The following is a 15,570-nucleotide window of genomic DNA, read 5'->3' on the forward strand; positions in this document are numbered from 1 at the left end:
AGTGCGCCCCTCCTTAGGGCGGATGAGATTGTGTGTATTTCCCCCGAAAAAGCAGCTGTGCTTCGCATCTGTGCTTTCTCACCTTTATTGGACTGAACTTTCCGCCAAACGGTTCCCGGCTAGGCAAAGTTTTTAAGACTATTTTTTGACTAGGCTTTCCGTGGCCATACGGCAAGCCGCTTTTTGAACGGCGTTGGAGTTATGCCGGGTATGGCACCCCACGGACATCTGGTGCCCACGGTCTTCCCAGGTAGTCCATTCCACCAAGGAGCCGTCCCCAGGGTCTTCGGTATAGGTCAGTCGCCCGGCCTCATCGGTGGCATCGCGAAGCGCTGGATCTTCGTCAACCTGCGCGTGAATTTCTTTAAACAAGGCATCCGCCGGCACGTTAAACATCTCATCCGCCGCCAGCAGGATGCGTAGGTTCGGGTCTTCCCCGGTGGCGGTGACCAGGCCATCTTCCACCTTGGTGTGGAACCCACTGGGGACGACTACTGACATTCCCTCCACGTCTAAGCGCTTTTCACCTGGGCTCAATTCGTCACTGCCGGATTCCGGCGCACCCGCCGTACCCGGCTGTGGCGAGGCCAGCGCGGACTCTGTTGCGTTCTCGCGGCTTGGCTCGGCGGCGCGCGGTTGCGGGCGCACTGTATCCGAAGCGGCGTCACCATCACCGGAAGCCTGGGCACCGATAGCCCACCAGGAAGCTCCGGCCACGGCGATGATGACCACCGCGATTGCGACATGAAAGATATCAATGGCCCCGAGCCAACCGCGCAGGCGGTCGGTCCAACGTGGCGTTACCGGCTCGTCGTAGGCAGGCATCTCCATCACAGCGGTGGGCGGTGCCGATTCTGAGGCATCGCTGACTGGATGTGAACGCGGAGCGGGTGGGTCTGGGGCTGCTGGCGGGGAGATGGCTGGTTCTGAGTCGAAGAGGCGCACCCCGGTGACTTCCAATTGCCGGCAAATGATGGTGGTAGCTTCCTGCGCAATGCCCGTGCCGGAAGAGTCTGCCACCACGCAGGCTTCCACGTCGGGCCAGGACGATCCCGCCATCTTGGATATCTGATCCATGACTTGGCCTAAGGCCCAGCCTTCCACAATGCCGGTTCCCGGAAGGTCATAGCGGTAGACCGTTTCGGGCCCTTCAAAGATGGTGGCCGCATCTAAGATGGTGACGGTAATGGGGCTGGCGGTGGTCTCCCCACCAGTAGGGATAGGGGTGTCGGTTGGCGCATTCGCGCTGAGATTGGTGGTCATTTACTTTTCTCCTTCTAGGTACACCGCTTGGGCGACGCCGAGGTTTTCACCGCGGATGCTCCACTGACCGCGGCCGGGTGGTTGGTGGCAGGGCTTGAGTCCGAAGATGGTTCCTTCGTCCCGGTCGGCGTCGAAAAGCAGCAGCGCCGGCTGCAGATCGCGCACCGCGGAAAAGAATTGGCCAAAGAGGGCACGGCCGATGCCGCCGGACTTGCGAGCGATAACAAGGTGCAGGCCAATGTCGCGGGCATGGGGAAGCAACTCCAATAGCGGCGAGAGAGCGATATCGCTTAGCAGGTCCGCATCATCGATGACTAGGTAAATGTCTGGGCCCTGCCACCAATCTCGTGCGGCGAGCTGCGCCGGGGTAATGCCCGGGCCAGGCAGGCGAGATTCCAGGGTCCGGACAGTATCGACAATGGTCTCTTGCGCACTCGACTGCGTCGCGGCGTAGGCAGCAACCATGTTCTGGTCCAAGGTTCCCAGGTGGGCTCGGCGCTGGTCGATGACGACGAGCCGGGCGTCTTCCCGCGCAAAGTCGCTAATGCCGCGCATGATCTGCGCCAGGAAGGTGGACTTGCCACAGCCCTGCGCCCGGATTGCCACAAGGTGCGGTTCACGAGACGGATTCCAGGTCAGCGTATCGAGGTCGCGCCCGCCGATGCCCCAGGTGATCTCGCCGGTGGGCACGCCCTCTTGAGCCGCGAGGGCGGACGGAGTAAGCACGGCGGGCAGCATCTTGAGCTGTGGAACTGGGTCAGCCGCAGCATGCACGCGGCAGATGTGGGCGATGTCCTGGTTGGAGGTGCGAGCTAAGAGCATATTCTCACCCGCCAAGGTGAGCCCGCGGCCCGGCGCGCTGGGGAGCTTGTGCTGTAGTTTGCGGTCGATGAGCGAATCCAAAGCCTCACCCAGGCGCAGCTCGAGGCGATTGGCAATGAGGTCGCGGATAGCCGGGCGCATCGTGGTCCACCGCGAAGTGGCAATGATGACATGCACGTGGGCGGAGGCACCATCGGCGACGATCTCGGTGACCTTCTCCGCTATGTCTTCAAACTCGGCGTTGGAGGTACCAATGTGGTGCCAGCCATCAATGACAAGGAAGGTTGCGCACCGTTCTGGGCGGCGGATAAACCCAGCTACTTCGTCGACGATGCGCCGTACCTTTTCGCCCTCCTCGCGCCCGGCAACTCCGGCTACGTGGGGCAGGCGCTCTAGGGACGTTAGCTGACCGCCGCCAAGATCGATGACGTAGAAGCGTGCCGTCTGCGGGTCATGCCGTAGAGCTAGCGCAGAGACGATCGTGCGCAGCGCACTCGATTTACCGGACTGCGGGCCACCGCACAGTGCCATGTGTCCGCCGTGCTGGGTGAAATCAATAATCAGCTCATCCTGGCGTTGGTAATACGGCCTATCGATAATGCCGATGGGCGCGCACAGCTGCCTTTGATCCGCTGCGAGCGATTCTGCACCCGCGGCATGTACACCGGAAAGCCCTGGCAGCGCGGATAGCTCAATGACCGGCGGTAGCGGCGGTAGCCAGATGCGGTGCGCCGATTGATCGCGCATGTGGGCCTCTTCCGCCGCGGCGCGAACGACCTCGGTAAGCACAGTGGTGGAGTCATCGAGAACCACCGCAGCGCTAGTATTGTCCTCTTCCTGGGACCAGCCATGGAAGAGCTGCACGCGGCCGCGGGTTGGAGCGGGGTGGTCCCCGGAATCCTCGGCAAGCGCCCGGCGCGGCAGGGGCCCAGACACGTAGGAGGCTTGGAAGCGGGTCAAGGCTTCAGCATCGGATTTGAGGTAGCCCGCGCCGGGCTGGCCGGGCAGGTGGTACGCATCGGTCACGCCCAATACTTGGCGGGATTCCGCTGAGGAGAAGGTTTTCAGGCCGATTCGGTAGGACAAGTGGGAATCTAGCCCCCGCAAGCGGCCTTCTTCGAGCCTTTGGGAGGCCAAAAGCAGGTGCACGTGGAGACTGCGCCCCAAGCGGCCGACGGCGACGAAGAGTTCCGCGAAGTCCGGGTGCTGGCCCAAAAGCTCCGAGAACTCATCGACGACGATAACCAAGGCCGGCAAGGGCCCGTGCTCACGCACGGCGGTGGCAGAAGCGTTGTACTCACTGACATTGGCAAAGTTTCCGGCGGTGCGCAGCAGCTCTTGGCGTCGGTTCATCTCGCCGGAGATGGCATCGTACATGCGCTCTACCAGCGTAGATTCCTCCTCCAGGTTGGTAATCACCGCGGAAGTATGCGGCAGGCGGTCGCATCCTAAGAATGTCGCACCGCCCTTGAAATCCACGAGCACGAGGTTAAGCTCGTCCGGACTATGGGTAGCCGCCAACGCGGTGACAAGGGTGCGCAGCAGTTCTGACTTTCCGCTGCCAGTCGCGCCGATGCACAGGCCGTGCGGCCCCATACCGCCGTGGGCAGATTCCTTGAGATCCACCGTGACGGGCTGGCCCACCGTATCGATGCCGATGGGCACCATGAGACGCGCCGAGCCCTCCCGGCCATGCCACATGCCGCTAGCCGCTAGCTCTTCCACATCGCGATAGCCCAGAAGGCCCATAAGGTCACTGCCGCGCCGGCCAGAAGTACTATCGGGGCGGCGATAGGAGGCCATACTGCGCGCGAGCAACGTAGCGCCGGCCACACTCATCCCATCGGGAGACCCAAGGTCTTCCACCCCTGCCGCGGTGACCACCTGCAGCTGCTCCCCTGCCACTAGGCTTAGCCCTTCGTGCTCGGCGCGTACCCCCAGCGCCGAAGACGGCGCCCCACCAACCTCAATGATGGTGGTATAGGAATCATCGTGGAAGAAGTCTTCGGTTCCCGTGGTCAGCACGCCATCGACTATGAGGATGCGAAAGCGCGCCTTTTCCGGTGTGCGCGCATGGGGCAGCCACTTCAGCCACTCCCACTGGCCACCGATGGCCTCAATACCGCAGGTTTCCGGGCCATGCGCCACCGCCATCTGCAGCACCATTGCACGCACCATATCGCGGGAGGGATCTGCGGGCTCTTCGCCCCGAGTCGACGCCATTCCGGACACGGACAAGAAGCGAAAGGCCTGCAGTTGGATAACCACCGGCATATCGGGAACGGTGCCCACTGCCTTAATGGTCTGGCGCATGCTCACCGCACACACCGGGTCCAGGTCTTCCGTGGCGCCCGAATCCGGCACGTTGATGGGGGTGCACAAAGTCGTTGGTCCAGTTCCCACGCGTACCTCGAGGGTGTCCGAGTCATCCGGGCCCCGCTCCCACATGCGGCGCGAGCCAACTAGAGTGCTGAGTTCCACCGGTGCCGGGTGGCGATAACTTTCATGTGCACGCTGCGCCGAGGCATTGCGCAGCGCCTTTTCGCGCAAGGCTTTGATGTGGCGCAGGTAAGTGCGCCGGGTTTCATCCGGATCCTGCCCGCTGTTATTGGGCCCAAACATCATGGCCATGCTCGCCAGCATCATCAATGGAAACATCAAGGCCATCGGGCTAACCTGCCGGGATTCCCCAGCGCCTAACACCATGAGGGCGACCATGCCGAGCATAGCCGCAATCATCACCACCGGAAGCAGCAGCCGCACCAGCGGCACCGGCTGCGGGCGCACCGCCTCCGGGACTTCCTCCGCCTCGATGCTGCCGGTGGGCAGCGGCGGCGCAGCATCCCGCAGTGGCATGGTCAACGGCTCAATGACGCGGGTATCCCCGATCCCAAGCATGCCTAAATAACCTCCCCCGAGCCACGCGCCAAGCGCCCTTGGCCCCCTGCCAAGATTCCCCGCGCTGCGGTGGACACGTCGCCACTAGTAAGCCACAATATGTGGCATTGGGCAAGGGGGACGCCCACAATCCATACATTTTTCGGGGGACATCATGACTACTGCAACGGCGCATCATCTGCGCCTTACCGTTCGCATTCATGCCGGCGCTTTCCACAAGGAGGCGGACGTGGCGTTACCGCTAAGCTCCAGCGTGGGCGAGCTTTTGGCGGAGATCACTGACTTGGTGGATGCGCCCACCATTTCTGAACCTTGGCGCGCCAGTACAGCCTCCGGCCGCGCCATCGATCTCACCGCCCCGTTGGCTGCCACTGTGCTCACGGAAGGCTCAATTCTTGTTATTAGTCCGCGCGAGCGCCGGTCTGCACCGGTGATTCGGGATGCGGCGGAATCGCTCGCCGCCGCGGCTGAAGAGGATACTACCGCCGCCCTTCCCACCATCTGGGCTTGGGCAGGGCTGCTTGCCGCCTTCGCCCTAGTGTGGGTTAGTACCCTTCCCCTAGCGGCGTGGGCGGCGTTGACCGCTGGAGCCCTGTTGCTCGCCTTGTGGACCCGTGCCCTATCACTGGTGCACCTTAGCCTGGTAGCCGGCATGGCGTGCGGCTGGGTGGTGATTTCGCCCTCGCTTAGCGAAGCCCCCTTTGCCGCACTCACCGCCTGCGTCGCCCTCCTCATCGTGCTGCTTGCCTGCCACGTCACCGGGTTGAGCACGGTTCGCACTACTGCCGTGGCACTCACCGTCTCAGTGCTGTTGTTGGTCGCGGCTGTGGGCTACCTGCTGCCCGGACCAGGGACGGGTCTCCAGGGCAGCCACGGTACGGCGGCAGCCGCTTGCGTGGTGATCGCCGGCATTATCCTGCTGGCCGCAGCTCCTGCGCTGACCGTTGCGACCGCTGGGCTCAAAGTCCCGCAGCTGCCCACTGCCGGCCAAGACCTCGCGGTTTCTGATGCCGTCCAGCCGGATATCGATATCCGCGCCCGGCGCGCCGGCAGCGCCTATGAGGGAATGTGCTTTGGGCTGTCGCTCTGTCTCATTCCGGCCCTTATCGCCCTCTCGCTGACGGGCAGTGGTTCGGCGTTGGTGCCGGCTAGCGGCGCGCCCGATTCCCTCTCCGAGTACGTTGCGGTGCTCTTTGGTGCTGAGCACACCGGCGTGGGCTTCGTCCAAGCACTCTGCGTGACCACCGCGGGTGCCGTCGTCATGCATGCTGCCCGGCACGGTCGTGTGCTGGCTAGCTGGGCCCTGATGCTGCTGGCGATGACCGCCTGTCTCGCTGCATGCTTGTGCGCTACCCACAGGGTAGCGGATTCCGGCCTTACCGATGCCTGGGCGCAGATCCTTGTTGCCTGCCTGGTTCTCCTCGCCATGCTGAGCGCCCCGCTGTGGGCACCCAAGGTGGCCGGGCTCGAGCCCACCACCATCGCGTGGTTTGAGCGCATAGAATCCCTCGCCATTGCCGCTAGTTTGCCGCTGGCCGCGCACCTAGCCGGTGTCTTCGTGCTCATTAGGGGGCTTGGATAATGCGCGTACTGCCCACCGCTTTAGTAGTTGCATTCGCTGCAGGACTGACTGCTGCTCCCTACGCGGCCGCGCGCGAACCGGACCGCGAATGCGCCACCGCGCATTCCTCACCGCTTTCGCCCCAACCAAGCCAGGAGCAGTTAGACTACCGGGCCCGTCTACATTCCTTTGCTACCGGGGAAGGCGTCAAAGTAGCCGTTATCGATACTGGCGTGGCCCGTCACGATCAACTGCGGCATCTCAGCAGTGGCGCCGATCTTGTCGCGCCCGAGGCCCCAGAGCCACATCGCGATTGCGACCTGCACGGCACCGTCGTGGCCGGTGTCATCGCCGGTCACGATATCGGTATCGCTCCGCGAGCAGAGATTTACGCTGTACGCCAGACCAGCGCGCACTACCGCCAAGAAGCCGAGGACAGTACCACCGGCTCGCTGGACACCTTGGCCCGCGCCATCGATGACGCTGCCGATGCCGGTGCCCGCGTCATTAACATTTCGGTTGTTTCCTGCGTTCCGCCAGATGTGGCCGCGCAGGTCGATACTTCCCGATTGGAACGCGCTTTGGCGCATGCGGAAGACTCCGGCGCCGTGGTGATCGCTGCCTCGGGCAATGCGTCCTCTGGCAGCTGCGAGATGGGTGACCGCGTCTTTCCGGCGGATTCGCCAACGGTGCTCTCTGTAAGCGCCCTAGCGGATTCACACGAACTCGCTGACTACTCACTGAATTCAGCCGACGGACCCCAGCTTGCTGCGCAAGGTTTCATTCCGTTAGCGCTCGACCCCGCGGGTGGGTGGGCCGATGGTAAGGAGGGCACGGACGGAACGGCGCAGTTCCATGGCACCTCCTTTTCCGCGCCGGTGGTCAGCGGCACCGCTGCCCTCTTGGCACAGCGCTTTCCCGACGATAGCCCGGCCGCCCTCCGTAAACGCTTGGAGGACGCCGCGGAACCGGGACATGGCTTCATCGACCCGCTCACTGTGCTCACCCACGTGGAAGCGGGCGCGGACGTCGATACCCGAGCTATGACAATCCGCCCCACTGACGAAGGCGACTCCCGCACCCCAACACGCACTGCCTGGGTGCTAGGTGGATTAACGCTGGCGCTTGCTGCGTGGGCCGTGTGGCGCGGGCTACGGCCTAAGAACTAACCTGCAGCGCCTGCTCACGGTTCAGCGCGGAGCCTTCCGGGAGCAAGCGCAGGATCTCCCACGGCACCTGCGCGCCCACGCCGGTGCCAAGGGCTTCCAAAGTCTCTTTGGCCTTGACCTCGTGCCGCTGCCCCGTGGGTGAGACCACGTGATAGCCATGGCCGCTGTCTACGCCTACGCCACCGGCGTTGAGCCCACCAAAGCGATGGGCCACCGACTCACCTGCCAAGGCGATGGTGCCTGCTTGGGCAGGTACCACTACCCCGCCGCCCTCGTTACCAGCACACATCCAGCCATCGTCCGGGCTTAAGAAGCGGAAGGACGTGGAGGGAAGGTTGAGGTCTAAAGGGGCGTCGGCAAGCGCGGCAATCTCCTGCGGCGTGGCTGTCGTCTCCTTGGCACCCACGCCTGTGAGCATCTCCGCCTGCGTAGGCGTGAGCTCCGCTACGCCCTCGGGCGTACGCGCCCACAGGCTCTGCCCAGTATCGACAACCTCGGGCGGATTAGCCGGAAAGTTCAGCGGCGGCAGCTCCGCAAAGGCATTGAGCAGCTCGGGTGGCACGGGCCAGGTGTGGGTACTATCGTCCACGCCCAGCGCCCGGCGCACGACGCGCCCTTCGGTGCTGGAGGAATCTGACAACGCCACGCGGCCTTCCTCTGTGATAAGCCACTGCGCGCCCTCGGATTCCACCAGTGCGGCGCGCTCCTCACCGAGGCTTTTCTGCTCGGGCTCGGCGAGAACAATAACCTCTTGCGACGCAACCTGGTGGCCGCCGATGCTGGTTGGGTTTTCTGTAGTCGGCGCCTCATCCTTGCCGGCTAAACACGCTGCCCAACGCTGCTGGGGAGTCTCGCCTGCTGCCGCGAGGTACCCAGGGGCATCCGAGATACCCACCGGTGAGCCCAGTAGCGCTTCTTGCAGGTGCTCATCCCCAATGGTCTGCGCCTCGGCCGCCTGCCCGGCGATAATGCGCGCCGACGCCAGGTTGAATACCGGGTGGTAGGTGTCGTTGACATCCACAAAGAGCTGGCCCTGCTCCGAGCGCACAATCGGCGCATCACCCGGCTGCGGGCTCGGCTGCAGCCATGCCAACATGCCAGAGCCCACCGCAAGGAAGGCGACGCCGACCCCGCCGAAAAGGAGCGCTTTGCGGCGCCTAGCCAATGGATCGTGAATCATGCGGATATCGCCTAATACGAGCCCATGCTCGACGCGGCGACGTAAGAATTTATGGCCCGATACCTGGGCCTTGGTAGTAGGCAGCGGACGTGCCATGATTTTCCCCCGAAAAGTCTGTGTACACCCAGCACACAGGCTATCCCAGGTAAGCACCCGCTGCCACTTGGGCGCTAGTCGGCGCTGCGCCTTTCGCGGGTGACCTCGGCGCGTGCCGCCAGTTGATCCGCGGCCGGGTAATCAACGGCGACGAGCGAGAGTCCCTTGGCCGGGGCCACGGGGATGCTGGAAGAGCGCTTCGTCTCTTGCAGCAGTGCCGCGGCGAAGTCGGCATCGCGCCGCCCCTCCCCCACGCGCAGGCAACAGCCCACCAGCGAGCGCACCATCGACCAGCAGAACGCATCGGCGCTTACGCGGGCCTCAAAAAGCTCCGGTTCTTCGGGCGTAGAAACGTCGCGCCAAGAAAATTCCTGCAATTCACGGATGGTCGTGGCATTCGGCTTGGCTTTACAAAAAGCCGCAAAATCATGCAGACCCACCAGGGCGGTGGCGGCTTCTTGCATGGCATCGATATCCACCGGCTTAATCCACTCGGCCGTATCCCGCGCCCGGGTCGGCAGCGCGCCGCGCGGGTTGGTGGTAATCCGGTAGACGTAGTGCCGCCGCAGCGCCGAAAACCGCGCATCAAAGCCCGCGGGTGCGAACTCGCACCCGTGTACCCGAACGTCTTCTGGCAGAAGTTTTGCTAACCGACGCACCAGCTTCGCCGGCTCTCCCGCCACCGAGCGCTGATCCAGCATCTCTGTGGGAACGTCCACGTGCGCCACCTGGCCACGAGCGTGAACACCGGCATCCGTCCGGCCAGCGACCGTAAGCGGCACCTCCGTGCGTGCAATCATCGCCAGCTTCTCTTCCAATACCCCCTGCACCGTGCGCAGACCGCCCTTCTGCTTGGTCCAGCCATGAAAGTCCGTGCCGTCATAAGCCAAGTCCAAACGCAGGCGAACGAACCCGTCCGCCGGCCCTTCGGGGGAAGTCGATGCTGCATCTGTCATAGTGGGCTTCATGCTACCTGAGCGTTTACTGCCCGCCGGCGCTGGGTCGTTCGTGCGTTGAGCCCTAGTTGGGTGCGGACATGACAAAGCCGCCGCCCTCCCACAGATGGAAGAGGCGGCGGCGAGGCGCTAGGGCCGAAGGGAAATTACTTCTCCTCGGACTCCTCAGCTGCGGTCTCCTCGGCAGGTGCCTCGGTCTCAGCAGCCTCGTCTGCCTTAGCTTCCTCAGCCTCAGCGGCCTTGGATGCGGCAGCGTGGGTAGCGCGGTTAGCCTCGGAGGTCACGGTCTCCTCGAGAACGAGGGAGATCTGGGACATCGGGGCGTTGTCACCGGTGCGGTTGTCCAGCTTGATGGTGCGGGTGTAGCCACCCTCACGGTTCTCAAACTTCGGCGCTACCTCGTCGAACAGGTAAGAAACAACATCCTTGCGCGGGATGAGCTTCAGGACTGCGCGGCGGTCAGCAACGGTGCCGGACTTAGCCTTGGTGATGATCTTTTCGATGTACGGGCGAAGAACCTTCGCCTTGGCATCGGTGGTCTTGATAGCGCCGTGCTCGATCAGGCTGGCTGCCAAGTTGCTCAGCATGTGAGCCTGCTGCTTGGCGGAGCCGCCGAGACGGGCACCCTTCTTAGGGGTTGGCATTGTGTACTCCTCGTATGCGGTAAAAGTTGAGCGCGCGGCAATTAGGTTATTGCCGCAAGTCAGCGGGGTTCTTTACTCGGAATCCTCAGCAGCCGGATCCTTGAAGTCACCGGTTTCTGCGTCGTAGCCCTCGAGCTGGGTTGGGTCGAAGTCCTCAGGGGTGTCCTTGAGAGCCAGGCCCAGGTTAGCCAGCTTGATCTTTACCTCATTGATCGACTTCTGGCCGAAGTTGCGGATATCCAAAAGGTCGGACTCGGTGCATTCAGCGAGCTCGCCCACGGTGTGGATCTCCTGACGCTTCAGGCAGTTATAAGAGCGGACGGAGAAGTTCAGGTCCTCGATCGGCATGCCGTAGGCAGCGATGTACTCGGTCTCCTGCGGGGAGGGTCCGATCTCAATGCCTTCGGCAGCGTTGTTCAGCTCGCGAGCCAGGCCGAAGAGCTCGACCAGGGTGCCGCCGGCGGAAGCCAGGGCATCGCGGGCAGAAATCGAGTTCTTGGTTTCGACGTCGATGGTCAGCTTGTCAAAGTCGGTGCGCTGCTCAACACGAGTTGCCTCGACCTTGTAGGAAACCTTGAGGACCGGGGAGTAAATCTGGTCGACCGGGATGCGGCCGATCTCACCGGAGGTAGGAGCGGCTGGGACATAGCCACGGCCGCGCTCGACGACGAGCTCAATGTCCAGCTTGGCGGTGTCATTCAGCGAAGCAATGTGCAGATCCGGGTTGTGGATCTCCACGCCAGCCGGTGGCTGGATATCGCCTGCGGTGACATCGCCCGGGCCTTCCTTGCTCAGGTACATAACAACCGGCTCATCGGAGTCGGAAGAAAGCACCATGCTCTTGATGTTCAAGATGATCTCAGAAACGTCTTCCTTCACACCGTTGATAGTGGTGAACTCGTGGAGAACACCATCGATCTTGATGGAGGTTACCGCTGCACCTGGAATGGAGGACAGCAGGGTACGACGCAGCGAGTTACCGAGGGTGTAGCCAAAGCCCGGCTCGAGCGGTTCGATGACGAACTTGGAACGAGACGAGTCGATGAATTCCTCGGTGAGCTGAGGACGCTGGGAAATGAGCATTGAAATTCTCCTTTTCGGCGACCGCTATTTGACGCCGGTAGAGGGGTAAAAATCTTCGGGATTGAAGATTCCTGGTTATCCGCCAGGCCATTACAGGCCGTGCGGTATAACAGTTTACTTCGAGTAAAGCTCGACGATGAGCTGCTCCTGCAGCGGAATGTCGATCTGAGCGCGCTCGGGCAGCTGGTGCACGAGGATGCGCAGGGTATCAGGAACAACCTGCAGCCATGCCGGTACGTTGGCATCGATGAGGGCGTCCTGAGCATCTTCGAACCATTCCATCTTCTTGGAGCGGTCACGGACATCGATGATGTCGTACTGGGTGACCTTGTAGGAAGGAACGTTGATGTTCTTGCCGTTCACGGTGAAGTGACCGTGGGAGACAAGCTGGCGAGCCTGGCGGCGGGTGCGTGCCAGACCTGCACGGTAAACTACGTTGTCCAGGCGGGACTCGAGCAGGATAACCAGGTTATCGCCGGTCTTGCCTGGGAGGCGGTTAGCCTCTGCGTAGTAGCGACGGAACTGACGCTCCAGCACACCGTAGGTGTACTTTGCCTTCTGCTTCTCCTGGAGCTGCAGCAGGTACTCAGATTCCTTGATGCGGTTGCGGCCAGCCTGTCCCGGTGGGTACGGGCGGCGCTCGAATGCCATATCGCCGCCGACCAAGTCGACGCGAAGACGGCGGGATACGCGGGTAGCGGGGCCAGTGTAACGAGCCATTTTCTTACCTCTTCCTTTCCCTTAAACCTTGCGGCGCTTGGTCGGACGGCAGCCGTTGTGCGGCTGTGGGGTTGCATCCGTGATCGAGGAAACCTCGAGGCCTGCAGCCTGCAGGGAGCGGATGGCGGTCTCGCGGCCGGAGCCCGGACCCTTGACGAATACGTCAACCTTCTTCATGCCATGATCCATTGCCTTGCGAGCAGCGTTCTCGGCTGCCATCTGAGCGGCGAACGGAGTGGACTTACGGGAACCCTTGAAGCCAACGTGGCCGGAGGATGCCCAAGAGATAACAGCACCGGTCTGATCGGTGATCGAGACGATGGTGTTATTGAAGGTGGACTTGATGTATGCGTGGCCGAGGGCCACATTCTTCTTTACGACGCGACGGCCGGAACGGCGCGCGCCGGAACGAGTCTTTGGAGGCATGAATTACTTCTTCTTTCCTGCGATCGTCTTCTTCGGACCCTTACGAGTGCGCGCATTGGTCTTGGTGCGCTGGCCACGTACAGGCAGGCCACGGCGGTGGCGCAGACCCTTGTAGCTACCGATTTCAATCTTGCGGCGGATATCAGCCTGAACCTGACGGCGGAGGTCACCCTCAACCTTCCAGGTAGCCTCAATTGCGTCACGGAGCGCCGACAGCTGGTCATCATCCAGGTTGTCAGTGCGCAGGTCAGGAGAAATGCCAGTCTTTTCTAGCAGTTCCTTGGCACGGGTTGGACCGATGCCGTAGATGTAGGTGAGAGCGACCTCCATGCGCTTATTGCGGGGGAGGTCAACACCAGCTAGACGTGCCATATGGCGTGTCCTTTCGGGTTGTTACGGCGGTTTTCTCCCCATCCGTCCCGCTCCACGCAACGCTTCGCCCGGACCGTGCCGGGAATCCTTGGGTTGCTTACCAGTGCGGGCTCAGGCCACCGTAGCCTGAGGTGGACAGAGTGAACCTACGGGTTCACCCTTGGGTGAGGAGGCTTACTGTCTTTACTTGTAGCGGTAGACGATGCGTCCGCGGGTCAGGTCATAAGGAGACAGCTCTACAACCACACGGTCCTCTGGGAGGATGCGAATGTAGTGCTGACGCATCTTGCCAGAAATGTGTGCAAGAACCTTGTGTCCATTGTCGAGCTCGACACGGAACATTGCGTTGGGCAAAGGCTCGATAATACGGCCTTCTACCTCGATTGCGCCTTCCTTAGCCATAACCTCTACTTTTCTGGCGACGGTCAAGTGCGCCGTCACCTGCATGTTTGTTGTCTACTGCGGTGGCGTATCCGCGCCAGCCTCGCTGACGCTATACACCGACTTAACAGCATACGCTGCAGCGACACGTTTTCCAAACTGCTGCGCTTTCCGACGCCCCGCTAGCTCGCCCGCCCCTCACCCTAAGCCAGCAAAATCCCCCGAACCAATTCTCCTCCTCGGGAGCTCAGTTCGGGGGATGAGACTTTCGCTTAAGCGCGGGCCTTAGTAGATAAAGACCTTATCGCCAACCTGCACATTATCCCAGTAGCGCTTTGCAGCCTCTGGCGGCAGGTGAACGCAGCCATTGGAATCAACGGCTGGGTCATCCAGGTGGAAGGCGTGACCGTTGTTGGTGAAGTAAATGGAGTACGGCATCGGCGCGTTATTAAACTCGCGGGAAATGTCATGCTCTACCTTGCGGCCAACGTAGAACGTGCCGCGCGGGGTTTCCTGACCACGCATGCCAGCAGACATAGCCGGGGAGACATAAGAAACCTTGCCGCCGTCCTGCAGCCAGGTGCGGCGACCGTCAAGGTCAACGCAAACCTTCGCGTCAGCCGGGCACGGGCCACGGTCGAACTGGTTAGCGCGGCGCTGTGCTTCTGCCTTGCGTGCTGCAGCCTCAGAACGAGCCTTCTCAGCAGCAACGCGCTCAGCGTTGGCGCGAGCAGCGGCCTCGCGGGCCTTACGTGCTTCCTCATTCTTCTGTGCAATCAAGCCTGGGAAGAGGAATTCTACGGCGCCGTCCACAGCGGTCTGGACGCTAGGTGCCAGCTCTGGGGAGAACTTCTCTGCCTGGTCCAGAATCTGGTTGCGGGTATTCCAGGCCTGCTCGCGGCTCTGGCCGTAGAAGTTATCCAGCTGCTTCTTTGCCTCAGCGGTGAGGTTGTCTAGGCCGGATTGGGAAGAGAGCTGAGCGAGGTCGGAGTTTGCCTTGGAGCTGAGCTGATCCAGGTTCGGAATCTCCTGGGCGGTAGCGGCAGGAGCCGCAATGGTGGTGCTCAAGGCCATCACGCCAGCGACTGCGGGCGCTGCAACCGTGGCACGGATCTTGCGGAAGCTAAATTTAGACATGGCTGTGAGTATAAACCTTTCAGGGGAATATGCCTAGTGCAACAGGCAATATCGGGGAATAAATGTCAGTAGCGGCGGGTAAGAATACGGGGTCCATCGCCGGTCGCGGCGACCGTATGCTCCCAGTGAGCGGCGAAGGAGCCATCGAGGGTAACGACCGTCCAGTCATCCTCTAGCACGGCAGAATCCTCTGTGCCCAAAGTTAGCATGGGTTCAATAGCTAGGACGGAACCTTCTTGGATCCTCGGGCCACGGCCCGGCCGCCCCTCATTGGCCAGGTAAGGATCCTCGTGCATGGTGCGCCCGATGCCGTGACCGCCGTAGCCATCCACGATGAATAGATCCACGCCGAACTTCTGCTCGGCCCGTCGGGTGGCTTGCTCGAGGGCATGGGAGACGTCGGTAAGCAGATTGCCCGGAACCATAGCCTGCATGCCCTCCATAAGGACATACTCGGTGGCCGAGTTGAGAGCCGCGACATCAGCATCGAGCTCACCCACTGCGAAGGACCAAGCGCTATCGCCTACCCAACCATCGAGCGTGGCACCGCAATCGATGGACACCAAGTCGCCTTCTGCCAGGATGGTTTCCTTATCCGGAATGCCGTGCACGATGACGTCATTAACGGAAGCACAGATGGAGCCCGGAAATCCTTCGTACCCCTTGAAGGTGGGATAGGCGTCGGCATCGCGAATGGTCTGCTCAGCCACCGCGTCCAGCTCGAGGGTAGATACGCCAGACGCCGCAGCAGCGCGGACTTCCTGCAGTGCCTTGCCAACAATTTCGCCGGCGGCCTGCATGGCGTCTAGTTCGCCCGGAGTGCGAGCGGGGATGCGCTTACTGCGGCGTCGAAAAGCCATGC

Annotated in this window: 14 protein-coding genes; 2 read left to right on the forward strand and 12 right to left on the reverse strand. The window is 62.0% G+C overall.

Annotation, left to right across the window (positions count from 1 at the left end; all coding sequences use genetic code 11):
* Positions 1–138: 138 nt before the first annotated feature.
* A complete protein-coding gene (locus QP971_RS06125) occupies positions 139–1,263 on the reverse strand; it encodes a type VII secretion-associated protein (RefSeq protein ID WP_284811107.1) in 1,125 nt (374 codons plus the stop codon).
* Positions 1,264–4,983: a type VII secretion protein EccCa gene (gene eccCa, locus QP971_RS06130; protein ID WP_284811108.1), complete on the reverse strand. Its 3,720-nt coding sequence runs from the start codon at positions 4,981–4,983 to the stop codon at positions 1,264–1,266.
* Positions 4,984–5,137: 154 nt separating this feature from the next.
* Here eccCa and eccD point away from each other — a divergent pair, with 154 nt between their 5' ends.
* A complete protein-coding gene (gene eccD, locus QP971_RS06135) occupies positions 5,138–6,565 on the forward strand; it encodes a type VII secretion integral membrane protein EccD (protein ID WP_284787137.1) in 1,428 nt (475 codons plus the stop codon).
* Positions 6,565–7,713, forward strand: a complete 1,149-nt coding sequence (locus QP971_RS06140; RefSeq protein ID WP_284811109.1) for a S8 family serine peptidase — start codon at positions 6,565–6,567, stop codon at positions 7,711–7,713. Before eccD ends, QP971_RS06140 begins: the two co-directional genes overlap by 1 nt.
* On the opposite strand, the gene eccB is transcribed toward QP971_RS06140, so the two are convergent.
* The 10 genes from eccB to map form a co-directional block, all read right to left on the reverse strand.
* A complete protein-coding gene (gene eccB, locus QP971_RS06145; protein WP_284811110.1) occupies positions 7,703–8,989 on the reverse strand; it encodes a type VII secretion protein EccB in 1,287 nt (428 codons plus the stop codon). The two genes, QP971_RS06140 and eccB, sit on opposite strands and share 11 nt — an antisense overlap.
* Before the next feature lie 74 nt (positions 8,990–9,063).
* The gene (gene truA / locus QP971_RS06150; RefSeq protein ID WP_284811111.1) at positions 9,064–9,945 is read right to left on the reverse strand and encodes a tRNA pseudouridine(38-40) synthase TruA; all 882 of its coding nucleotides are present in this window, start codon (positions 9,943–9,945) and stop codon (positions 9,064–9,066) included.
* Between the two features lie 146 nt (positions 9,946–10,091).
* The gene (rplQ, locus tag QP971_RS06155) at positions 10,092–10,589 is read right to left on the reverse strand and encodes a 50S ribosomal protein L17 (RefSeq protein WP_284811112.1); all 498 of its coding nucleotides are present in this window, start codon (positions 10,587–10,589) and stop codon (positions 10,092–10,094) included.
* Between the two features lie 72 nt (positions 10,590–10,661).
* Positions 10,662–11,672: a DNA-directed RNA polymerase subunit alpha gene (locus tag QP971_RS06160; protein WP_005322760.1), complete on the reverse strand. Its 1,011-nt coding sequence runs from the start codon at positions 11,670–11,672 to the stop codon at positions 10,662–10,664.
* Between the two features lie 114 nt (positions 11,673–11,786).
* Positions 11,787–12,392 (reverse strand): 30S ribosomal protein S4, encoded by a 606-nt coding sequence (gene rpsD / locus QP971_RS06165; protein WP_005322762.1) that lies wholly within the window; start codon positions 12,390–12,392, stop codon positions 11,787–11,789.
* Positions 12,393–12,413: 21 nt separating this feature from the next.
* A complete protein-coding gene (gene rpsK, locus QP971_RS06170; RefSeq protein ID WP_005322764.1) occupies positions 12,414–12,818 on the reverse strand; it encodes a 30S ribosomal protein S11 in 405 nt (134 codons plus the stop codon).
* 3 nt (positions 12,819–12,821) lie between these two features.
* A complete protein-coding gene (gene rpsM, locus QP971_RS06175; protein ID WP_005322765.1) occupies positions 12,822–13,190 on the reverse strand; it encodes a 30S ribosomal protein S13 in 369 nt (122 codons plus the stop codon).
* A gap of 183 nt (positions 13,191–13,373) precedes the next feature.
* Positions 13,374–13,592: a translation initiation factor IF-1 gene (infA, locus tag QP971_RS06180; protein WP_004566852.1), complete on the reverse strand. Its 219-nt coding sequence runs from the start codon at positions 13,590–13,592 to the stop codon at positions 13,374–13,376.
* A gap of 264 nt (positions 13,593–13,856) precedes the next feature.
* A complete protein-coding gene (locus QP971_RS06185; RefSeq protein ID WP_284811114.1) occupies positions 13,857–14,708 on the reverse strand; it encodes a L,D-transpeptidase in 852 nt (283 codons plus the stop codon).
* 65 nt (positions 14,709–14,773) lie between these two features.
* On the reverse strand, positions 14,774–15,568 hold the full coding sequence (map, locus tag QP971_RS06190) for a type I methionyl aminopeptidase (RefSeq protein ID WP_284811115.1): 795 nt from the start codon (positions 15,566–15,568) through the stop codon (positions 14,774–14,776).
* Positions 15,569–15,570 lie beyond the last annotated feature (2 nt).

The organism is Corynebacterium marquesiae (genome assembly GCF_030229635.1).
Lineage (GTDB): Bacteria > Actinomycetota > Actinomycetes > Mycobacteriales > Mycobacteriaceae > Corynebacterium > Corynebacterium marquesiae.